The organism is Rhodococcus sp. RCBS9 (genome assembly GCF_029457415.1).
Taxonomy (GTDB): domain Bacteria; phylum Actinomycetota; class Actinomycetes; order Mycobacteriales; family Mycobacteriaceae; genus Rhodococcus_F; species Rhodococcus_F qingshengii.
The window spans coordinates 2,559,699-2,580,294 of record NZ_CP120422.1 but is presented as its reverse complement, the minus strand read 5'-3'; the positions used below and the strand labels follow the sequence as shown (position 1 = coordinate 2,580,294).

Annotated in this window: 19 protein-coding genes; 9 read left to right on the top strand and 10 right to left on the bottom strand. The window is 61.4% G+C overall.

Annotation, left to right across the window (positions count from 1 at the left end; genetic code table 11):
* Positions 1-83: 83 nt before the first annotated feature.
* From gyrB to dnaA, 9 genes are all read right to left on the bottom strand, one after another.
* Complete coding sequence (gene gyrB, locus P0M12_RS12245) at positions 84-2,120, bottom strand: DNA topoisomerase (ATP-hydrolyzing) subunit B (protein ID WP_003942515.1); 2,037 nt, start codon at positions 2,118-2,120, stop codon at positions 84-86.
* 197 nt (positions 2,121-2,317) lie between these two features.
* On the bottom strand, positions 2,318-3,241 hold the full coding sequence (locus tag P0M12_RS12240; RefSeq protein ID WP_007729179.1) for an alpha/beta fold hydrolase: 924 nt from the start codon (positions 3,239-3,241) through the stop codon (positions 2,318-2,320).
* 28 nt (positions 3,242-3,269) lie between these two features.
* Complete coding sequence (locus tag P0M12_RS12235; protein ID WP_039973074.1) at positions 3,270-4,391, bottom strand: PDR/VanB family oxidoreductase; 1,122 nt, start codon at positions 4,389-4,391, stop codon at positions 3,270-3,272.
* Positions 4,391-5,302 (bottom strand): metal-dependent hydrolase, encoded by a 912-nt coding sequence (locus P0M12_RS12230; protein ID WP_007729174.1) that lies wholly within the window; start codon positions 5,300-5,302, stop codon positions 4,391-4,393. The genes P0M12_RS12235 and P0M12_RS12230 overlap by 1 nt, the downstream gene beginning before the upstream one ends.
* A 124-nt stretch (positions 5,303-5,426) precedes the next feature.
* Entirely contained in the window at positions 5,427-5,972 is a 546-nt protein-coding gene (locus P0M12_RS12225) for a DUF721 family protein (RefSeq protein ID WP_003942471.1), read from the bottom strand.
* Complete coding sequence (recF, locus tag P0M12_RS12220; RefSeq protein WP_054828073.1) at positions 5,965-7,194, bottom strand: DNA replication/repair protein RecF; 1,230 nt, start codon at positions 7,192-7,194, stop codon at positions 5,965-5,967. Before recF ends, P0M12_RS12225 begins: the two co-directional genes overlap by 8 nt.
* Positions 7,195-8,103 carry a phosphogluconate dehydrogenase (NAD(+)-dependent, decarboxylating) gene (gnd, locus tag P0M12_RS12215; protein ID WP_277377778.1) on the bottom strand — a complete coding sequence of 303 codons (909 nt, stop codon included), beginning with the start codon at positions 8,101-8,103 and terminating at the stop codon, positions 7,195-7,197.
* Positions 8,104-8,147: 44 nt separating this feature from the next.
* Positions 8,148-9,332 carry a DNA polymerase III subunit beta gene (gene dnaN, locus P0M12_RS12210; RefSeq protein WP_277377777.1) on the bottom strand — a complete coding sequence of 395 codons (1,185 nt, stop codon included), beginning with the start codon at positions 9,330-9,332 and terminating at the stop codon, positions 8,148-8,150.
* A gap of 584 nt (positions 9,333-9,916) precedes the next feature.
* Positions 9,917-11,479, bottom strand: a complete 1,563-nt coding sequence (dnaA, locus tag P0M12_RS12205; protein ID WP_003942491.1) for a chromosomal replication initiator protein DnaA — start codon at positions 11,477-11,479, stop codon at positions 9,917-9,919.
* A 780-nt stretch (positions 11,480-12,259) separates the two neighbouring features.
* Here dnaA and rpmH point away from each other — a divergent pair.
* The 6 genes from rpmH (at position 12,260) to P0M12_RS12175 (ending at position 15,992) form a co-directional block, all read left to right on the top strand.
* Positions 12,260-12,403 carry a 50S ribosomal protein L34 gene (rpmH, locus tag P0M12_RS12200; protein WP_003942540.1) on the top strand — a complete coding sequence of 48 codons (144 nt, stop codon included), beginning with the start codon at positions 12,260-12,262 and terminating at the stop codon, positions 12,401-12,403.
* 26 nt (positions 12,404-12,429) lie between these two features.
* Positions 12,430-12,810, top strand: coding sequence for a ribonuclease P protein component (rnpA, locus tag P0M12_RS12195; RefSeq protein WP_019746209.1), 381 nt, complete (start codon positions 12,430-12,432; stop codon positions 12,808-12,810).
* Positions 12,807-13,187 carry a membrane protein insertion efficiency factor YidD gene (gene yidD, locus P0M12_RS12190; RefSeq protein WP_007729147.1) on the top strand — a complete coding sequence of 127 codons (381 nt, stop codon included), beginning with the start codon at positions 12,807-12,809 and terminating at the stop codon, positions 13,185-13,187. The genes rnpA and yidD overlap by 4 nt, the downstream gene beginning before the upstream one ends.
* Positions 13,188-13,191: 4 nt before the next feature.
* Positions 13,192-14,298 (top strand): membrane protein insertase YidC, encoded by a 1,107-nt coding sequence (gene yidC, locus P0M12_RS12185; RefSeq protein ID WP_003942570.1) that lies wholly within the window; start codon positions 13,192-13,194, stop codon positions 14,296-14,298.
* 20 nt (positions 14,299-14,318) lie between these two features.
* Positions 14,319-14,882 carry a protein jag gene (locus tag P0M12_RS12180; protein ID WP_003942504.1) on the top strand — a complete coding sequence of 188 codons (564 nt, stop codon included), beginning with the start codon at positions 14,319-14,321 and terminating at the stop codon, positions 14,880-14,882.
* Positions 14,883-15,116: 234 nt separating this feature from the next.
* Positions 15,117-15,992: an N-acetyltransferase gene (locus P0M12_RS12175; RefSeq protein WP_042453666.1), complete on the top strand. Its 876-nt coding sequence runs from the start codon at positions 15,117-15,119 to the stop codon at positions 15,990-15,992.
* Positions 15,993-16,706: 714 nt separating this feature from the next.
* Here the strand turns inward: P0M12_RS12175 and P0M12_RS12170 are convergent.
* On the bottom strand, positions 16,707-16,949 hold the full coding sequence (locus tag P0M12_RS12170; protein ID WP_277377776.1) for a hypothetical protein: 243 nt from the start codon (positions 16,947-16,949) through the stop codon (positions 16,707-16,709).
* Positions 16,950-17,561: 612 nt separating this feature from the next.
* Here P0M12_RS12170 and rsmG point away from each other — a divergent pair.
* From rsmG to P0M12_RS12155, 3 genes are all read left to right on the top strand, one after another.
* Positions 17,562-18,242, top strand: coding sequence for a 16S rRNA (guanine(527)-N(7))-methyltransferase RsmG (gene rsmG / locus P0M12_RS12165; RefSeq protein ID WP_019746204.1), 681 nt, complete (start codon positions 17,562-17,564; stop codon positions 18,240-18,242).
* Positions 18,243-18,323: 81 nt separating this feature from the next.
* On the top strand, positions 18,324-19,325 hold the full coding sequence (locus P0M12_RS12160) for a ParA family protein (protein WP_003942510.1): 1,002 nt from the start codon (positions 18,324-18,326) through the stop codon (positions 19,323-19,325).
* A 1-nt stretch (position 19,326) separates the two neighbouring features.
* On the top strand, positions 19,327-20,367 hold the full coding sequence (locus P0M12_RS12155) for a ParB/RepB/Spo0J family partition protein (protein WP_007729136.1): 1,041 nt from the start codon (positions 19,327-19,329) through the stop codon (positions 20,365-20,367).
* The last annotated feature ends 229 nt before the right edge of the window (positions 20,368-20,596 follow it).

The following is a 20,596-nucleotide window of genomic DNA, read 5'->3' as shown; positions in this document are numbered from 1 at the left end:
CTCACTTTCTTAAAAGAGGGGGCAAGCCCCTGTGCGCGGAAAAGGAGCCCGGGGACTCCTCAACCACGCACAGGGCCGCAGGCCTACACGTCGAGGAAACGAACGTCCCGGGCATTGCGGGTGATGAAGCTGCGTCGTGCTTCGACGTCTTCGCCCATCAGCACGCTGAACAGCTCGTCGGCAGCAGCCGCGTCGTCGAGCGTGACGAGACGCAGAACGCGCACCGTCGGGTCCATCGTGGTTTCCCACAGCTCCTTGGCGTTCATCTCGCCGAGGCCTTTGTAGCGCTGGATGCCGTCGTCCTTGTTGATCTTCTTGCCGGACTCGAGGCCGGCCTTGACCATCGCGTCGCGCTCGCGGTCGGAGTACGCGAATTCCGGCTGCGCACCCTTCTGCCACTTGAGCTTGTACAGCGGCGGCTGCGCGAGGTAGACCTTGCCGTGCTCGACGAGCGGCCGCATGAAGCGGAACAGCAGCGTGAGCAGCAGCGTTGCGATGTGCTGACCGTCGACGTCGGCGTCGGCCATGAGCACGATCTTGTGATAGCGCAGCTTGGCGATGTCGAACTCGTCGTGGATGCCCGTGCCGAACGCGGTGATGATCGACTGGACTTCGGTGTTCTTGAGGACGCGATCGATACGCGCCTTCTCGACGTTGATGATCTTTCCGCGAAGCGGGAGGATCGCCTGGTACATCGAGTCTCGGCCGGACTTGGCCGAGCCGCCTGCGGAGTCGCCCTCCACGATGTAGATCTCGGACTTCTCCGGATCGTTGGAGCGGCAATCGGCGAGCTTGCCTGGCAGGCCACCGAGGTCGGTCGCGCTCTTACGACGGACCAGCTCACGCGCCTTACGTGCGGCGACGCGGGCCTGCGCCGACGAAACAGCCTTGTTCACAATGGTTTTCGCGTCGGCGGGGTTCGCCTCGAACCAGTGCGCGAGGTGCTCGTTGCACGCTTTCTGCACGAAGGACTTGACCTCGGTGTTGCCGAGCTTGGTCTTGGTCTGACCCTCGAACTGGGGTTCACCGACCTTCACCGAGATGATGGCCGCAAGTCCTTCACGGATGTCGTCACCGGTGAGCTTGGGATCTTTGTCCTTGAGCAGCTTCTTTTCGAGCGCGTACTTGTTGACCGTTGCGGTCAGTGCGGCGCGGAAGCCCTCTTCGTGGGTACCACCCTCGTGGGTGTTGATGGTGTTGGCGAAGGTGTGCACGGACTCCGAGTATCCGGAGTTCCACTGCATTGCGACCTCGAGCTCGTGGCCGGTGCCCTTGGCGGTGAATCCGACGACCGAGTTGTGGATCGGGGTCTTGCTCTTGTTGATGTGCCGGACGTAGTCCTCGAGTCCACCGGGGTAGTGGTAGATACGGGTCTTGGACTTACGCGGCGCTGCCTGAGCAGCTTCTTCGGCTTCTTCGGCAGCAGACTTGGGAGCCTCGGCCACCTCGGCAGCTTCGTCGTCGATGACCTCGGCGCGCTCGTCGGTCAGCGTGATGGTCAGGCCCTTGTTGAGGAAGGCCATTTCCTGCAGACGACGCGCAACGGTCTCGAAGTTGTAGCGGGTGGTCTCGAAGATCTCGGGATCGGCCCAGAAACTGACGGTGGTGCCGGTTTCCTTCGTCGGGTCGCCCTGTACGAGCTCTCCCGGCTTGGAATCGGTGTACGTCTGCTGCCACCGGTAGCCGTCGACCTTGATGTCGACGTCGAGCCGGGTCGAGAGCGCGTTGACCACCGAGATGCCGACGCCGTGCAGACCACCGGAGACGGCGTAGGAGTCGGAGTCGAACTTGCCGCCGGCGTGCAGCTGGGTCAGCACGACCTCGACGGTGGGAACTCCGGAGGCGTGCATGCCGACCGGGATGCCACGGCCGTCGTCGATGACGCGGATTCCGCCGTCTTCGAGGAGGGTGACCTCGACCTTGGTGGCGTGTCCGGCCATCGCCTCGTCGACCGAGTTGTCGACGACCTCCCAAATGAGGTGGTGCAGACCGCGTTCACCGGTGGAACCGATGTACATGCCTGGACGCTTACGTACCGCCTCGAGTCCTTCGAGGACGGTGATGGACGACGCGTTGTAGTCCTTGCTGGAAGTGCTTGTATCTGACTTCTGGGCAGCCACGGGTGGGTAGCTCTCCTTCTCCGTCAATACTCGAGCGCAGCCGTCAGCAAGCCCTTGCGGGTGTCGTCGGAGCGGGTTCGAGAATGTTGCCGCTAGTTACCGTTGACCATCTTACTGGTAAGCACCGACTAGAAGCGGCCAATGACACCCCTGGCTGCGCCGCAGACGAATTTTTACGATCCCCGGAAGGTGAAACGCTAGGAACTTTGCTTCTCCGAGCGACGCTCTCTCAGGCTCGCGATAAATGCCCGCGCATGTTCGGCAACCTCACCCGGATGTGAAAACGGCGACCAGTGTCCCGCGGCAATTTCACGTCGCTGCAGGTCGGAGACCCATTTTTCGGTGTCTTCGTATCCCACCGGACGAACGGCTTTGTCGTACTTGTTCAGAATGAGCTGAACAGGCACGTCCGTGTACCGATCCCGCGGCTTGCCGAGAGACGGCCGGATGTTCGCGCGATAAAGCTTGAGTCCGTTCACCATGTCGTCGGCGATGGTGGGCGCGGTGTTGACCACACGGGGGTCCAGACCGTCGAAGAAGCCCAGAAACGCCGGCCAGTGCTTGGAGAACCACAGACGCAACGGAAGGGTGCACAGGCCGGGAATCTGGAACAGAACGGTGTAGGCCGACGCAATTCCCTGCGCCGCCGGGCCGAGGAAACGACGCTTGGACGCGCTCGCCCGGATCCACTTGCCGAGATGATCGAGATTGGGGCCCGAGATGGACGAGAACGACGCGATCTTCTCTTCGGCACCCGGCTCGCAGACCGCTTCCCACGTTTCGACGGATCCCCAGTCGTGCGCGAGGACGTGCACCGGCTTGCCCGGGCTGACCGCGTCGATGACGGCAAAAAGATCGCCGGCCAGTGCGCTCAGTTGGTAGTCCTGCACCCTCGAGGGGATTGTGCTCTCACCGGCCCCGCGGCTGTCGTAGCTGACGACGCGGAAGTCGTCTGCCAGCAAAGGCACGATGCGGTTCCACAATTCATGGGTGTCGGGCCAACCATGCACCAGGACGATGGTCTCGCCGTCTGCCTTGCCCTGCTCGAACACGGCCAGGCTGACGGAACCGTTGGTCACGCGACGCGCGGTCACGGCATGGACAGGAGAGTGCTTCGACATTGTCGAACCCTTCGGAGTCGGGAAATATCTAGAGATCGAGAACGAGACGTCCACCGTCGGAACGGGATACGCAGATGAGCATCTCCGTTTCCTGTTCGGTGTCGGTCAGACGCCTTTCGCGGTGATCGGGTTTACCCGCGAGTACCTTCACACGACAGGTTCCGCAGAAACCCTGCTGACACGAGTACCCGACACCGGGCAATGTCTTCTTGATGACGTCGAGCGCGGACTCGTCGGCGGGCACGGTGAGTACCTGACCCGAATTGACAAGCTGCACTTCGAATTCCTTGCCGTCGATCACCGGCGGAGCCCCGAACCGCTCGAAATGCAAAGCGGTGGAGGGTGTATCGCGGAAACCGCGGCGGACGGCATCGAGCATCGGCGTCGGGCCACAGCAGTACACGGCGCCGCCGACCGGCGCTCGTCCGAGAAGGTCTGTGGTGGTGGGCAATCCGAACTCGTCGTCCGGGCGCACGAAGACACGCTCGGGATCCCAGGTTGCGATCTCGTCGAGGAACGGCATGGATTCACGGGAGCGGCCCGAGTACACGAAGTACCAGTCCATCCCCAATTCTCTTGCCGCACGGACCATTGCGATGATCGGCGTGATACCGATGCCGCCGGCGACGAACAACGCGCTGCCTTCTCCGACAAACGGGAAGCCGTTGCGTGGTCCGCGTACCGTGACGTGCTCACCGGGCTGGAGAGCGTGCATCTCGATGGAACCGCCACCGCCGTCGGGGATCCGGCGCACCGCGACGCTGTATCCCGTGCGATCGGCCGGGTCGCCGCACAGCGAATACTGACGCCGCAGACCCGAAGGTAGATGGAAGTCCAGGTGCGAACCCGGATGCCACGGCGGAATCGGTGAGCCGTCGGCGGATTCGAAGCGCAGGCGAACGACGTTCTCGTCGGTTGCCACCACCTCACGTGTGCTGACCACCATGTTCATGGCCGTGTCGGGGTTGTGGCCCGCGATCTCGGGGTTGTAGTCGTAGGCCGTCAACACCCGAAGGTACTTGTCCGCCAACAACTCCGTGATGCGCATGGCGCGGTCGGGACGGTTCTTGCCGGACAGATCGGGTGGCGCCGGAAACCGCGGCAACCCGTCGTGCCCGGAGATGACGTCCTTGACCCTCGAGAGTGAAATCACCGTGCGGCCGCCTGGGCTGCGGGTGACGACGCGAGGTACTGCACCGCCTGGGCGGTCGAGCCCTCGTTACTGGGGTGATAGGACTTGCTGAAGTAGGTCGACATCCGCTTGACCAGCTCGAACGACGTGGGAACTGTGCCGCGCTTACCGGCCGCGATGAAATCGGACAGGTGGGGGCGTCGACGGCTGGGAGCCTGAGCGGCAAGCTCGGGATCGTTGCGCATCAAGAACCGGGTACCGCGAATCCACAGCCACACGATTGCGGGCGTGACGAGGATCTGGGTACGGATCCGGCGGGTCTCACGCTTGTCGAAGTAGCGCATAACGTCGTACGCGACGGCTCGGTGTTCGACTTCTTCGGCGCCGTGCCAGCGAAGGAGATCAAGCATGGTCGGGTGCATGCCGGCTTTGTCCAGTCCCTTGGCGTTGAGCACCCAGTCGCCGAGGAAAGCAGTGATGTGTTCGATGGCCGCGATGATCGCCAAGCGCTCCACCAGGTGATTCTCGGCACGCAGACCCGTCATCGGACGCGGTCCGAGCAGCTTCGAGAATGCCCACTCCATCTGCTGGGTGTACGGCGTCGGATCGAGGCCGTTTTCCTTGAGATGGACGAGGACACCCGAGTGCGCGTTGGAGTGCATCGCCTCTTGGCCGATGAATCCGACGACGTCTTCACGGAGTTTCTCGTCCTCGATCAGAGGAAGAGCTTCCTTGAAGGTCTCGACAAACCATTCCTCACCGGCGGGGAGGAGAAGGTGAAGCACGTTGAGAACGTGTGTGCTGAACGGATCGCCCGGAATCCAGTGCATGGGCAGATCGGACCAGTCGAACTCGACATTGCGAGCCTGCAACAGGATGTGATCCGGCTCGGCGAACGACGAAGCGGGTGTCGATATCTTCTGCGACATCTAGCTACTCCTTCATGCCTGCCGATCGGTGGGGAACGACAGCCTTGTGACACAGTTCACTCACTAGCGAGTTTTAACTGTAACACGAAGTAATAGGTAGAACCAGGGCCTGGTTGAGTTTTCCTCAGCCGTACGTATCGCGAGGTCCGCGGCCTTTCACATGCCTTTCTCCCTTGCGCCAGCTAGGCGCACTCGGACCGGTGATCCGCAGTGTCTTCACGACGCCGTCACCGACGGCAGCAGCGATCTTGGCCAGAATCTGGGACTGCATCATGCGCAACTGGGTAGCCCACGCCGTCGACTCGGCGGAGATGCTGAGAACACCTTCTTTCAGAGAGATCGGCTCGGCGTGCGCGGAGATGTCTTCTCCGACGACCTGCGGCCACCGACCGAGGACCGTGCCCTCGGACACCTTGGGGGACCACCCACGCGATTTGGAGATAGCGCTGGTGAGAGCGCCGAACGGCTGAGGGTCCCGCGCATCCGGGCCGGGGCCGGACCAACCGCTGCGTCGACGCGGTCGGCCACTTCCGTATTTGGGCGACGATCGCCCCTGCCCGACGGCCTTGCCGTTGGCCTTTGCCGTCGCGCGTGCCTCCTCGAGGGCACGGCGCGCCAGATCGATCCCTTTGAGCTCGGGCTCCGGAGCCGCGCTGCTGTCTTCAGTCATCGAACTCGACCTCCTGATCTGTCGAGCCTACGGGCACTATCCGGGATATCCGACCGTCTCCGGTATCGGAGGCTTCGACGCCGAACTTGGCCGCCTCGAGTTCGTCCGGTACGTCCTCGGGAACAGCAGCTGTGATCAGTACCTGTTCTGCGGTGGCGGCAACGGTGGCGAGCGCACGACGGCGACGACGGTCCAATTCCGCGAAGACATCGTCGAGCATCAGGACCGGGTCGCTGCCGTCCGCGCGCAACAGAGCAAAACCTGCCAGTCTCAGCGAAAGCGCAAAAGACCACGATTCACCATGGCTGGCAAAACCTTTCGCCGGACTGTCGCCGAGAATCAGCTCCAGGTCGTCCCGATGCGGACCGACCAGACACACTCCGCGATCGATTTCCTTCGACCTCATCTGCGCCAACTCGAGATGGAATCTCTCCTCGAGGTATGCAACGTCGTCGATACCGGAAATCCTTGCAGGATCGGTGAATTCGGGATCCAACGAGGACCCCAGACTGCTCTTGTATCGAATCGACGCCGGCCGGGATTCGGGTGCGATGGAACGATACGACTCCGCCAGATGCGGCGCCAGATCATGGACCAACTCGAGGCGCCCGGCCAGCAATTGTGCGCCGTGAGCGGCCAGATGCCCGTCCCACACCTCGAGGGTGGAGAGGACGTTGTCGGACTCGCCACCACGAGAACCGCGACGCAAAGCCGCACCGGCAGTTTTGAGTAGGGCTGAGCGCTGACGCAGAACTTTGTCGTAATCCGCACGGACAGCAGCCATTCGGGGTATCCGGGACGTCAACAACTCGTCGAGATAGCGTCGACGATCGCCAGGATCACCGCGAACCAACGACAGGTCTTCCGGCGCGAACATCACCGACTGCAGAATCCCCAGCACTTCCCGCGGACGACGCGTCGGAGACTGATTTATCCTGGCGCGGTTGGACTTTCCCTCGATCAGTTCGACGTCGATGGTCAGTTCACGCCCGTTGTTGACCACCGTTGCACCGGCAAAAGCACTGGCGGAACCGCTGCGGATCATCGGTGCATCCGTGGACACTCGATGAGACGACAGCGTCGACAGATACCCGAGTGACTCGAGGACGTTCGTCTTACCGTGCCCGTTGGAACCGAGGAACACGGTTGTTCCCGGCGTGAGGTCAAGCGTCAGCGAATCCCAGGATCGGAAGTCACGCAGCGAAAATCTACGAACGAACACTTAGCTTCCAGAAGCCGAATTCTTGGGCGAGGCGCTCTTGACGGCGTGACCACCGAACTGATTGCGCAAGGCCGACACCGCCTTCATGGCCGGTGAATCATCCTGTCGTGAAGCAAATCTCGCGAACAGAGCAGCCGAGATGACGGGAGCGGGGACCGCGTGCTTGATAGCTTCCTCGACCGTCCAGCGGCCCTCACCGGAATCCTCGGTATAGCCCGTGATCTGCGCAAGCTCCGGATCTTCCTCGAGGGCGTCGACAAGCAGATCGAGCAACCACGAACGTACGACGGTTCCCTTCGACCAAGCTCGGAGCACGCCCGGAACGTCCGCGATCAGGCTTTCCGCCTCGAGGAGCTCGTACCCCTCGGCATACGCCTGCATCAGGCCGTATTCGATGCCGTTGTGCACCATCTTCGCGTAATGACCAGCACCGACGGGACCGGCGTGGACAAAGCCGTCTGCAGCCTCACCGTCGGGGCGAAGGACGTCGAAGATCGGCATTGCCTTCTCGACGTCAGGCTCGGATCCGCCCACCATCAGGCCGTAGCCGTTCTCACGGCCCCAGATGCCACCGGAGACACCGCAGTCGAGGAAACCGATCCCACGGGCGCCCAACAGCTCGGCATGAACAGCGTCGTCGGTGAAGCGAGAGTTTCCACCGTCGATGACCAGATCGCCACCCTCGAGGGCATCCGCCAGCTCGGCAATGGTGCTCTGGGTGATGTCACCGGCCGGAACCATCACCCAGACGACTCGAGGTCCCTCGAGGGAAGCAGCGAGTTCGGCAAGTGACCCGACATCGGTGACTTCCGGTCGAGGGTCGTATCCGATCACCTCGAGGCCATGCGCGCGCAAGCGCTCACGCATGTTGAAGCCCATCTTGCCGAGACCTACGAGTCCGATCTTCATACTGTTCTCCCTGGTCAGGCGCGAACTGAAGTGCGGGGTTCCACTCAGCCCGGAAGGCGAACCGGCATCAGCAGGTACGTGTACTCGCTCGAGGGCGCAGCGAAGTTACCGGACTCGTCTGCCGTGGGCTCTTCCTCGGCCGCGGGGCGAAGAACAGCCGGACGGCTGGGAGTGGTGAAGCCGAACAGAACGTTTTCGCTGTGAAGCGAGTTCAACCCGTCGATCAGGTAACCGGGGTTGAACGCAATGGTGAGTGCTTCGCCCTGGAACGACGCGTTGAGCGTCTCTTCCGCGCGGCCGGCGTCGTCGCCACCCGCAGAGAGGAGCAGGCCGTCAGCGGAGAACTGCATGCGAACCTGTGCGCCACGCTCGGCGACGAGTGCTACACGCTTGATGGCTTCGATGAGTGGCGTGACCTCGACCGTTGCCATCGCGGTGTGCTGAGCAGGCAGCAACTGACGGAACTTCGGGAACTCGGCGTCGAGGAGGCGCGTCGTGGTGCGGCGTCCGTCGTTGACGATGCCGAGGAGTCCGTCGTTTCCGATGGTCGTACCGGAGCCGAGAGCCAACTCGACCGGCGAATTTGCATTGCCGGCAAGCGTTTTCGCGGACTCGGACAAAGTCTTGGCCGGGATGAGAACAGCAGCCTGGACGTCGGGATTGGCCGGAGTCCACTCGAGTTCACGTACGGCGAGACGGAAGCGGTCGGTAGCGGCGAGGACGATCGAATTCTGTTCGATCTCGACACGGATACCCGTGAGCATCGGAAGGGTGTCGTCCTTGCCGGCTGCAACAGCTACCTGGCTGATGGCTTCGGCGAACAGGTCGACGGGAATGGACCCGGACTGCTGCGGAAGCGTCGGAAGCTGGGGGTAGTCCTCGACCGGCATCGTGGGCAGGGAGAACTTGGCGCTTCCGCACGAGATGAGCACGCGAGTGCCCTCGAGGGTCACATCGACCGGCTTGTTGGGAAGCGACTTGGTGATATCTGCGAGGAGGCGACCGGAGACGAGTGCCTGACCTGCAGTTGTGACATCTGCCGAGACGCGGACCTGCGCGGATACCTCGTAGTCGAACCCGGAAACGGTGAGGCCGGCTTCGGTTGCGTCGAGAAGAACTCCGCCGAGAACCGGCACGGGCGGCCTCGAGGGCAGGCTACGAGCAACCCACGCTACTGAATCAGCGAACTCTTCCCGGGAAACGCGAAACTTCAGGCTTCCAAGCTCCATCGCCGGGTTATTCCTCTCGGTAGGCATGTTCGTCTGCTGCGGATCTGCATCAGCTCACTTGAAGTCTGACACAGACCAAGCGATGCCCACCGTATGCCCTCGAGGGCGCAAGTGGAAAGCCGAAGCCGCGGCGAGCGCAGCCTGAGGCGAGGTTCTCAACAGGAGTTGTCCCCAGAACTATTTTCAAAGAGCTTTTCCTAGGAAATTCTCAGTAGTAGTAATAAGTCCTGTGCAATCTGTGGAGCAACGGTTGTCGACGCTGGTAGGTCCCCTCGAGGGCCTGTGCACTTCTCGAGGACAGACTCGAGGACCAATCGACCCCCTCTGTGCACTCTCTGAAAGTTTTCGGATTCCTCCTCGAGAACTCCACAGACTTTCGGAGTTATCAACACACTTATCCACAGATGTGAATACTTTTCACAAGAAACGAAGAGTTTGTTCTCATCGGCGTGTCTGACTCCGGCGTGTCGTCCCTCGAGGTGGACAACCGCCCTCGAGGGGACCTCACGTGGAACCCTTCGAATACACCGATGCCGCTCGAGGGAACCTCTGCCTCGAGCGGCATCGATCGAAATAAGTGCAGGTCAACGCTTGGAGCGCTGCTTGATCCTTGCGGTCAACTCCTGAACCTGGTCGTACACCTTGCGGCGTTCCGTCATTTCCTTACGGATCTTCTTGTCGGCGTACATGACCGTCGTGTGGTCACGGCCGAACGTCTGACCGATCTTCGGCAAGGACAAATCAGTGAGCTCACGGCACAAATACATCGAGATCTGGCGGGCCTGAGCGAGTGGCCGGGCCTTACCCGGCCCACACAGGTCGTCGATCGACATGTTGAAGTATTCGGCCGTCACCGCCATGATCGTCGCCGCGTTGATCTCGAGGCTCGACGAATCGGGCATCAGATCGCGCAGGACCACCTCGGCCAACGTCAGATCCAACGGCTGGCGGTTGAGCGAGGCAAAAGCGGTGACGCGGATCAACGCGCCCTCGAGTTCACGAATGTTGCGCTCGATACGGCTGGCGATCAACTCGAGGACGTCGTGCGGGACCTCGAGGCGATCCATCCTCGCCTTCTTGCTCAGAATCGCGATACGCGTCTCGAGCTCAGGCGGCTGAACGTCGGTGATCAGGCCCCATTCGAAGCGCGTCCGCAGACGCTCCTCGAGGGTTGCCAACTGTTTGGGCGGACGGTCCGAGGAAACGACGATCTGCTTGTTCGCGTTGTGCAAGGTGTTGAAGGTATGGAAGAACTCCTCCTGGATACCTTCCTTGCCTTCGATGAACTGGATGTCGTCGACCAGCAGGACATCCGTTTCCCGGTAGCGACGCTTGAACGCGACCTTGCGGTCGTCACGAAGACTGTTGATGAAGTCGTTGGTGAATTCTTCGGTCGAGACGTACTTGACCCGCATGCCGGGGAACAGTCGCTGTGCGTAGTGGCCGGCCGCATGAAGAAGGTGCGTCTTGCCCAGGCCCGAAGCTCCCCAGATGAACAAGGGGTTGTACGCACGCGCCGGCGCCTCCGCGATCGCGACGGCAGCGGCATGAGCGAATCGGTTGGACGATCCGATCACAAAAGTGTCGAAGGTGTACTTCGCATTGAGGCTGTTGGCGCCGGACCCCGAAGCAGAAGGAGTAGCGGGCGGCTTCGTGAAGTACGACGGCCACGATTCGTGAACGCTCGCGAGTGCTTCGCGGTCGTCGTCGACTTCTTCGGTCTCGGCAGTCTCGGAGTCCGAAGGTTCGCCGTCGCCTTCGGTGAATCTGCGCCGACGGTATGCGCCCGATGAGTTGACCGACTCGAACTGACGGCTGCCCGTGCGCTCCTCGACCGGTTCGGCGGGTGCGTCGGCATCGTCTTCGAGTGCAATGCGGACACCGAGTCCCTCGACCTGGCCGCCGAGATGGCGTCCGAGTGCCTGCAGGATCGGCTCGCGTAGATCGCGCTCGATCGTCTCTTGAGCAAATGGCGATGGAACCGAGAGGAGTGCAAAACCCTGAGCAAGTGTGAGAGGCCTCACCAGACGGACAAATGCCTTCTGCTTGCTGCTCAAAGCCGGAAGATTACTTCCGGGGTCATCACTCGTGAGTTCTGCAACCACGTCGACCCAGACCCGTGCGAGCGCGTTGGGATCGTCGTTCACGTGGTTCCTTCCCGTGTTTCGCCGACAGTGGGTGTGCTGCAGCTGCCGAGCGTATGGCTGCGGCGTCGAATGATTCGGTGGATTACCACCCGGGGTGAGAACCCCGTAACAGGCTACGAATATGCCACCTGGGCTGTGTTTCCACACAATTATCCACAGATGTGGACAAACCTGCACCGAGTCGGTTTTTTCGTCAACCAAATTCGTCAAAGTGACCGAGAAATTGATCTACCTGCAACTTTGTCGGAACTCGAGGCGTTCGCCACTTGGTGTCGGGGATGCGTCAACACTCACAGCCCTGTGGATGAATGTGGAAACTCGGGATTCGGGGTCGCGTCCGGTGCTCGTGCCCGTATGTGCTGATGAGGCCTTGTCGAGAGCATGCGCCGGTGGAACTGTCCGGGTTGCCTTCGGGTCACCTGCAGTCCGTAGCGGAACTGTTGCCAAGGTCACACTTGCCGCCTCGCTCGAGGTCACGGCCGTATGCACACTGTGAATGGAATCTGCGGAATGATGTAAGTATCGGCGTGTCGCCGTGGTTGCCGCGGGAGGGCTCCGAATCGGGCTGGTTTGACCTTGGCAACGGTGGTAAGTAACCTCGAACGGTCACCCGCTGGTGGTGATCGCTTCGTGCTGGCTACATATGTCAGGTCGGATCGGTCTTCCAAGCCACAACGAGTGAAGTTGATTGTTCTGTACCTGTTGGATCCAAAGGCGCCGTAAGGCGTCGATCACTGAATGACGCCGGGAGGCGTCAATGAACTTCGAGGAGTGTTGACCGTGGCCAAGGGCAAGCGGACGTTCCAGCCGAATAATCGCCGCCGCGCGCGTGTTCACGGCTTCCGTCTTCGTATGCGTACCCGTGCGGGTCGTGCAATCGTTTCGGCGCGTCGCCGTAAGGGCCGCGATTCCCTCACCGCCTGATCTGATTTCGAGTTCAGGAGCTCGGGGTGTTGCCTGAGCCGTCTCGGTTGCGTCGCCACGCGGATTTCTCCGTGGCGGTGCGACGCGGGCGTCGTATGGGAAGACGCGACCTTGTCGTGCACGCGTTCGATCGCGAGCAAGTAGAGGCGCTGGTAGTAACAAATCACGGTCCCCGTTTCGGGCTGATCGTGAGCAAGGCTGTCGGGCCGGCGGTGATTCGACATCGAGTCGCACGCCGGCTTCGTCATATCTGTGCAGATTTCGTCGGGCAGGTTTCGCCGGAGACGGACGTGGTTATCCGCGCACTTCCGGGTGCAGCTACCGCCAGTTCAGCCGAACTGGCCAAGCAGTTGCGCGGGGGCCTGACCAAAATGAACCTATTGGTGTCGGTAAGTGAAGAGCCATGAGTACTCCGCTCTCTGAGCAGATCGAGACTCCCAGAGCCTCCCGTGTCATCACGGTGTTGAAGGCTGTGCGTCGCGCTCCCGCCACTGTTCTCATCTTCTGTATCGAGTTGTACCGGACGTATGTGTCGCCCTTGAGGATGCCGACCTGCCGGTTCACCCCCACCTGCAGTGAATACGCAGTCGAAGCGCTGCGCACTCACGGGGCGATCAAAGGCCTTTTCTTGACTGTGGTGCGGTTGGCGAAGTGTGCCCCCTGGCATTCTGGAGGGTGGGACCCTGTCCCTGCCCGTCGTGACCGTGATGCGGGTAGCCGCCATAGCTGTCCGGAAGCACGCGCAGCGTGTCACAGTCCGACGGACGAACAGAGGAGTACTTAGAGCCGTGCTCAATTTCATCTACTATCCGGTATCCGCGATTCTGTGGGTCTGGCACAAGGTCTTCGGGTTCATTCTCGGCCCGGACAACGGAATAGCCTGGGCGCTTTCCGTGGTGTTCCTGGTGTTCACCTTGCGTGCGGTTCTGTACAAGCCGTTCGTGAAGCAGGTCCGCACGACGCGTCAGATGCAGGAACTGCAGCCACAGATCAAGGCATTGCAGAAGAAGTATTCGGGCGACCGTCAGCGCCAGGCCGTCGAGATGCAGAAGCTCCAGAAGGAGCACGGATTCAACCCGATCATGGGCTGTCTCCCGGTCTTGGCTCAGGCTCCGGTGTTCATCGGTCTGTTCCACGTCCTGCGCTCGTTCAACCGCACCGGCACCGGCATGGGCCAGCTGGGCATGAGCGCCGAGGACAACCTCAACACCCCGAACTACGTCTTCTCGGCCACTGACGTCCAGTCGTTCCTGGATGCTCGTCTGTTCGGCGCGCCCATCTCGGCCGCGATCACGACGCCGGTTGCGCAGCTTCAGGCCTACGTCACCGAGAACGTTCCCGAGCTTCCGTCACGGCTGAACATCATCCTCGTGGCCGCTCCGCTGATGATCATCGCCAGCATCGCGACGCACTTCAACTCACGCGCTTCTGTTGCCCGTCAGAGCGAAGCAGCTGCCGCGAACCCGCAGTCCGCGATCATGAACAAGCTCGCCCTGTACGTCTTCCCGCTCGGTGTTCTGGTCGGTGGACCGTTCCTTCCGATCGCGATCCTCCTGTACTGGGTGTCGAACAACATCTGGACCTACGGTCAGCAGCACCTCGTCTTCCGCAAGATCGACGCGGAAGAAGAAGCCAAGAAGCAGGAAGCGATCACTCGCCGCAACGACAATGCGCCCAAGCCCGGTGCCCGTCCTGATCCCAGCAAGAAGAAGGGATCTCCGGCTGCGCTGAAGACCGCGGATTCAGCCGACGACGACGGTGACGCCCCGGAAGTTTCGCTCAAGAAGCCACAGCCGAAGCCCTCGGGTTCCAGTGGTGGTTCCACGTCGAAACCGAAACAGAACCGGCCACAGAGCAACCGCGGCAACTCCCCCAAGCGCAATAAACGGCGCTGATCCAGGAAAGAGAACGACCAATGTCCAGTGAAGCTGACATCGTTGTGGATGGAGAGAACGCAGACGTGAGCACCGAGACCACTGCGCCGGTTACCGATGTGGATGTAGACATCGACGATTCCGATGACGACCTGATCGAAGAGGGCGAGATCGCCGGCGACTACCTCGAGCAGTTGCTCGACGTTCTCGATTTCGACGGAGACATCGACCTTGACGTCGAGGGCGATCGGGCGATCGTCAGCATCGACGGCGGCGACGACCTGACCAAGCTCGTGGGACGCAAGGGTGAGGTTCTGGATGCTCTCCAGGAGCTGACTCGTCTGGCAGTTCAGCAGTCGACCGGAGAGCGCAGCCGCTTGATGCTCGACATCGCCGGGTGGCGTGCGGGCCGGCGCGAGGCACTCAGTGCTCTCGGTGCGGAAGCTGCACAGCGTGTTCTCGAGACCGGCGAACGCGAAGAGCTTGCTCCGATGACTCCGTTCGAACGCAAGATCGTGCACGACGCCGTCGCCAAGGTCGCCGGTGTTTCCAGCGAGAGCGAAGGCGCTGAGCCGTCTCGTCGAGTGGTTGTCCTCAAGGACTGACACTCCCCCTTGATCGAATGCGGGCCCCGGATTTTCCGGGGCCCGCTTTTGTGTCCGAGAGGTGTTTCACGTGAAACCGAATCCGGCGGCACGGTGAAGGTCCGCTGCCTATCGTTGTCGACACGGCCTATCTCTATTTCGGAACCTGTCGTCAATGAAGCGTCGTGAAGGGAAGCAATCTTGCTGATACGACCCGCGACACGGGCCGAGCTGGAAGAGCCCGTGGGGTTCGCGATGAACGATCCGGTCGAGTTCGTCGACACTGACTCGCTCCGGGAAGAGGTGGCGGCCGGACGGCTTCGTCCGGAATGGAGTTGGTTCGCCGTTGACGGCTCCAGGATCGTCGCGCGTGCCCTGTGGTGGGGGCGTGAGGACAGTGAGCGTCCGCTCGCCCTTGATTTCCTGCACGTGCTGGCTGACGTGCCGGATCGTGCTGCGCTTGCCGCCGAACTCATGTCGCGGGCGCACACCGAGTTCCATGCGAAACCTGAGTATGTGCTGGTCGTGCCGACCGCCGGGCAGGACGCGAATTCCGCCGTCGCAGACGCCGTGTCCTGGCGTCGTGAGGCGGCCCAGGCGGCCGGACTGACCGAGATCATCGAGCGGCTGCGTTTCGAGTGGACGCCTGCGGCCGGTGTGCCCGCCCCCTCCGAGCGTCTGACTTTCCGTCCCGCCACCGATGAGGAGTTCCTCGCGGTGTTCCAGCGGGTCGCTGTCGGCAGCCTGGACGTCGCCACGCAACGAGGCATCGCGGCTACGGACATCGTCAGCCAGGCCAGGGACGATCTCGAGTTCTACCGGTCGTGCCCCGGCGAACGATCGTGGTGGCGGCTGGCGGAGACCATGGACGGGACGCTGGTCGGCTTCGCGATCCCGTCTGCGACGCCCTACCACCGCAACGTCGGATACCTCGGAGTAGTGCCCGAGCTACGCGGGTGCCGCTACGTGGACGACATCCTCTGCGAGATCACCCGCTTTCACGCAGCCGATGGCGCCAATCGCATCACCGCGACCACGGACGTACCCAACACACCCATGGCCGCGGCGTTCAAGCGGGCGAACTACCAAGTGACCGAGGTCAGGATGGTGTTCGAGGCCCCGGCGGGCTGATCCAGGCCTCAACCGGAGGTTCGCTGCCGTCGTGCCGGCGCGGGCCTTTCTGTCCAGCTTGTCCGACGGTGTACGGGGTGACGCGGAGACCGCCGTGTACCAGGGGGTAAAGGTGGCCAGGTTCCAACTCGGCCCACATATCCTGCTGCAACGGTGTCGTACGAAAATAGAGGTCGCCAGATCCGGTCACCCGGTCGAGGAAGTGCCACCATCGGTTGCGCGCGCACGGCCGACTTGGCGCATTCGGCGGTACGCTCGGTCACTTGCATCGTCACCGCAGTCACGGGGAAGTCGGAACAGAGGAGGTCGGCAGCGACCGAAACTTCGATCCCGAACGTCTCTCACAGGCGGGCGGCGATTCTTGAGAGCCGTCATGCTCAGCTTCATGATTGCCTTCTTGGCTGTCGGCGGGGCACTGTGCATGTTCGGATATTCGATCGACAACACGGCGTACTACATGTGAGCCCCTCCCCTCCCCCAGCGGAAATAGTCGGCCCTTCGTTTCACGTGAAACCGGATCGATGGTTGTTGCCCCGAGCCCTCGATCTCCATCCCAGATTGGTATTGGATGTCTACTGGATGGCGATCACGACCCAATGGCTTCTGGTGTGCCATCGTCAGCGCGAACCCCAACCTGACGGATGCGGCCGTGAACCAACTTCAGCCCGTCACCGTTTGCTTGCTCGATCATCGCGATCTGTGGGGCTTCGGCGCCTAGATCGCCGAGATCGGATCGTCTTCGGATATTTCGAATGTCGCGAACGGTTCGTCGTGCGCCGGAGTCGACGATCGTTCCGGAGATGCCAACTGGCGGATCTCGTGTTCGAGTCCCACCCAGTGTCGAGCCGGCATGGAACGACGGTGCAGTTCGATGAAGAAATTTCTGTGGTGCGGATTGCTCAATGCATCTGCGACGGAGTCGAGGGCGAGCCCAATGCTGCGGAGTGCGTTCACCATCAGTCCAGAGGAGAGGGTGAACTCTCCGATGTGCATCCTGTGGAGCGAAGCTTCTTGGATTGATTCGCGGTTTGTGATGCCAAGCCTCCGGCGTCCCGCAACAGGAGTGTCAAGCCGACGGATATATGGCTCGCAACAACCGGCGATGAGATACCGAAGCTGTCCGAGATCTGGAATCGAAGTCTGTTTTCCGAGTCGACCTACAGAGAGGATTTGACTGACCGAGTCCGTTCTGCAGTCCGTCGCCGGCGATCTTTTGCAACGACTTTTTCATCGAAAATTGGTCTTTTTGGGTCAGAATTCCATCCATGTAACTACTCATGGCAGTTTCGTCACTGTGATGATACTAAGAATTGCGCTCCTATCTGCATTCGATCGCCCGGCCATGTTTCACGTGAAACGCGTCAGAATTGGAAGAATTTTCAGCGCAATGTTTCACGTGGAACGTGAACCCCTCCCCTCCCCCGCTTGAATTTTGGGCCGAATACTTCCCAAAGAATGAACGAGTCGGCAGACTCACAGCGAGTCGGTGTGCAGAAGCGAACACATGTCGGCTCCAGAGCGGATAATGATTTCGGTCTTGATTGTTGATTTCGCGGTTTACGCGGGAGGATGTTTCACGTGGAACAGAATGGTGCGGCGTCGGTTGACTGGGACGAACAAGAGACTGCGCGCGCAGTGTTCGGTGACAGATATGAGATCGCGGAACGGTATTACCAATCCCTGGCGACGGATGGTGTCGAGCGCGGGCTCATTGGTCCCCGTGAAGTCCCTCGACTGTGGGAGCGTCACCTTCTCAATTGCGCCGTCATCGGTGAGTTGATTGCCGAAGGCGAGTCGGTTGTGGACGTTGGAAGCGGCGCCGGCCTACCCGGTATCCCTCTCGCAATCGCCCGCCCGGACTTGAAGGTGACTCTGGTCGAACCGTTGCTTCGACGCTCGGTGTACCTCGCGGAGTTCATCGAGTCCAACGGATTGGACGTATTGGTTGTCCGAGGGCGAGCCGAGGAATCGGGTGTTGTGAAGGAAGCGGGCGGCGCGGATGTAGTCACCTCGCGAGCTGTGGCGCCTCTCGAGAAGCTCGCACGTTGGTCCCTCCCACTCATTCACGAGCACGGCCGGATGTTGGCACTCAAGGGTTCGAGCGCCGCCGAGGAGATCGAGCGAGACCGTACGGCGCTCACCAAGTTGGGCGCAGGTAAGTTGGAAATACTCGAATGCGGAGCCAAGATTCTCCGCACCCCCACTGTTGTGGTGAAGGCCGAACGTCTCCCGAAGCGCCGCCAGCGTTGATGATTTACACGCATGCAATCGAGAGCAATGTACAGATGATGAGAGCACCTAGTGATCGATTCCCAATCGAAGGAGCAGTCAATGTCGGGTCGATCTGAATCCGCCGTTTCACGTGAAACACCGAAGCAGCACACGAGTGCGGGTGCGGATCAGATCGTCAACGACGACGACAATTTCACCGCCCCCTACGCGGCGATCTCCTCGGAGGAGACCCCCATCGGGGCGGCCGCGCATCGAGCGAGCCAAGTGCTTCATCCCCATTCGGTGACGCTGCCGAAGCCGGCGTTCCGCCGCGTGATCACCATCGCGAACCAGAAGGGTGGCGTCGGCAAGACGACGACCACGGTGAACCTTGCGTCGGCGCTCGCTCTTCAAGGGCTCACTGTCCTTGTGGTCGATTTGGACCCTCAGGGCAACGCCAGCACCGCTCTGGGCGTCGTCCATACCTCGGGCACCCCGTCGAGCTACGAGCTGCTCATAGGCGAAGTGAAGGCCCCGGAGGCGATCCAGACCAGCCCGCACAGTGAGCGCCTTCTCTGCATCCCGGCAACGATCGATCTGGCGGGCGCCGAGATCGAATTGGTCTCCATGGTTGCCCGCGAGAATCGACTCAAAGGCGCGCTCAACGACAAGGTGCTCGCAGAGCTTGACGTCGACTTCGTCCTCATCGACTGCCCGCCCTCGCTGGGACTGCTGACCGTCAACGCGATGGTCGCTGCCAAGGAAGTTCTGATCCCGATCCAGTGCGAGTACTACGCCCTCGAGGGGGTCGGTCAGTTGCTCCGCAACATCGAACTCGTCCAGGCTCATCTCAACCCGGATCTGCATGTCTCCACCGTCCTTCTGACGATGTACGACGGGCGCACCAAGCTGGCCGACCAGGTCGCCGAAGAAGTACGCAAGCACTTCGGTGAGGCCGTTCTGCGCGCCGTGATTCCGCGCAGCGTGAAGGTGTCCGAGGCTCCCGGATACGGGATGACAGTTCTCGACTACGACCCGGGTTCACGTGGCGCCATGAGTTACCTCGACGCCGGCCGTGAACTTGCCGCCCGCTCTGCCACCACGACGACCCAGGAGCAGTGAGATGAGTCAAGCACGCAAAGGTGGATTGGGCCGCGGCTTGGCTGCTCTCATCCCCACTGGGCCGGCCACGGCGCCGGGTCTGGGATCGGCTGCAGCGGACGTCGTAATCGGCGTCGACAAGCGCAACCCCTCCCCTCCCCCACCGACCAAGGCGGCCCCGAAAACGCAGAAAGCCACCAAGGCGTCGGCTGCGAAGGCTCCGGTGGAAGCTGAGCCGGAGACCGAACTCGAGCCGACCGGCGCGGTCTATCTCGAGATCGAACCGAGCCTGATCGAGACGAACCCGAAGCAGCCTCGCAGCGTTTTCGACGAGGAAGCACTCGCGGAGTTGGTTCACTCGATCCGCGAGTTCGGCTTGATGCAGCCGATCGTGGTCCGTCGTCACGGTGACAAGTACCAACTTGTCATGGGTGAGCGTCGCTGGCGCGCGAGCCAGGAAGCCGGGCTGGAGAAGATTCCGGCGATCATTCGTGAAACAGATGACGACTCGATGCTGCGCGACGCGCTCCTCGAGAACATCCATCGAGTGCAGTTGAACCCCCTCGAGGAGGCAGCGGCGTATCAGCAGCTGCTCGAGGAGTTCGAAGTCACCCACGAAGAATTGGCCAATCGGATCGGACGTTCGCGTCCCGTCGTGACCAACATGATTCGTCTGCTGAAGCTGCCGGTGGCGGTTCAGCGTCGCGTTGCGGCCGGTGTACTTTCGGCCGGCCATGCTCGCGCACTGCTGTCCCTCGAGGCGGGTGCCGACGCTCAGGAGGTCATGGCGGCGCGCATCGTCGCGGAAGGAATGTCTGTTCGCGCGACGGAGGAAGCAGTCACTCTGGCCAACCGGGCGGATAATGAGATCGCTCCCCCACAGAAGCGCAAGCCCATCGTGATGCCGGGTCTGCAGGATGTGGCCGAGCGGTTGTCGGACTCGTTCGACACTCGGGTGACTGTCAGTCTGGGCAAGCGGAAGGGAAAGATTGTGGTCGAATTCGGCTCGGTCGACGACCTACAACGCATCGTCGGAATGATGGAAGCACAGAAATCCAAGTAGAGAACTCGGATGCCCGTTTGGTGACGTAATCATGATGACCGGGCACACCACCTATTTTCGTCACTGTGACAAATCTAGGTGGTCCGAGCTTCTCGAAATCTTGAACCGGGACGAAAGATGTTGAACAGCAATATATTAGGGCGATCAACTCTCGTGCCACTGCCGACTTGTCGTAGCTGGCCTATCCTGGAGAAGAGAAAAGCAGCGGGCGAGCATCAAAACCGCTTCG

Excerpts from the sequence above, each read along its gene's own strand:
- P0M12_RS12240 (WP_007729179.1), bottom strand. The coding sequence starts at position 3,241 with ATGTCGAAGCACTCTCCTGTCCATGCCGTGACCGCGCGTCGCGTGACC.
- P0M12_RS12230 (WP_007729174.1), bottom strand. The coding sequence starts at position 5,302 with ATGTCGCAGAAGATATCGACACCCGCTTCGTCGTTCGCCGAGCCGGAT.
- P0M12_RS12225 (WP_003942471.1), bottom strand. The coding sequence starts at position 5,972 with ATGACTGAAGACAGCAGCGCGGCTCCGGAGCCCGAGCTCAAAGGGATC.
- gnd (WP_277377778.1), bottom strand. The coding sequence starts at position 8,103 with ATGAAGATCGGACTCGTAGGTCTCGGCAAGATGGGCTTCAACATGCGT.
- dnaN (WP_277377777.1), bottom strand. The coding sequence starts at position 9,332 with ATGGAGCTTGGAAGCCTGAAGTTTCGCGTTTCCCGGGAAGAGTTCGCT.
- yidD (WP_007729147.1), top strand. The coding sequence starts at position 12,807 with ATGAGTACTCCGCTCTCTGAGCAGATCGAGACTCCCAGAGCCTCCCGT.
- P0M12_RS12180 (WP_003942504.1), top strand. The coding sequence starts at position 14,319 with ATGTCCAGTGAAGCTGACATCGTTGTGGATGGAGAGAACGCAGACGTG.
- P0M12_RS12175 (WP_042453666.1), top strand. The coding sequence starts at position 15,117 with ATGAACGATCCGGTCGAGTTCGTCGACACTGACTCGCTCCGGGAAGAG.
- P0M12_RS12170 (WP_277377776.1), bottom strand. The coding sequence starts at position 16,949 with ATGGTGAACGCACTCCGCAGCATTGGGCTCGCCCTCGACTCCGTCGCA.
- rsmG (WP_019746204.1), top strand. The coding sequence starts at position 17,562 with ATGTTTCACGTGGAACAGAATGGTGCGGCGTCGGTTGACTGGGACGAA.
- P0M12_RS12160 (WP_003942510.1), top strand. The coding sequence starts at position 18,324 with ATGTCGGGTCGATCTGAATCCGCCGTTTCACGTGAAACACCGAAGCAG.
- P0M12_RS12155 (WP_007729136.1), top strand. The coding sequence starts at position 19,327 with ATGAGTCAAGCACGCAAAGGTGGATTGGGCCGCGGCTTGGCTGCTCTC.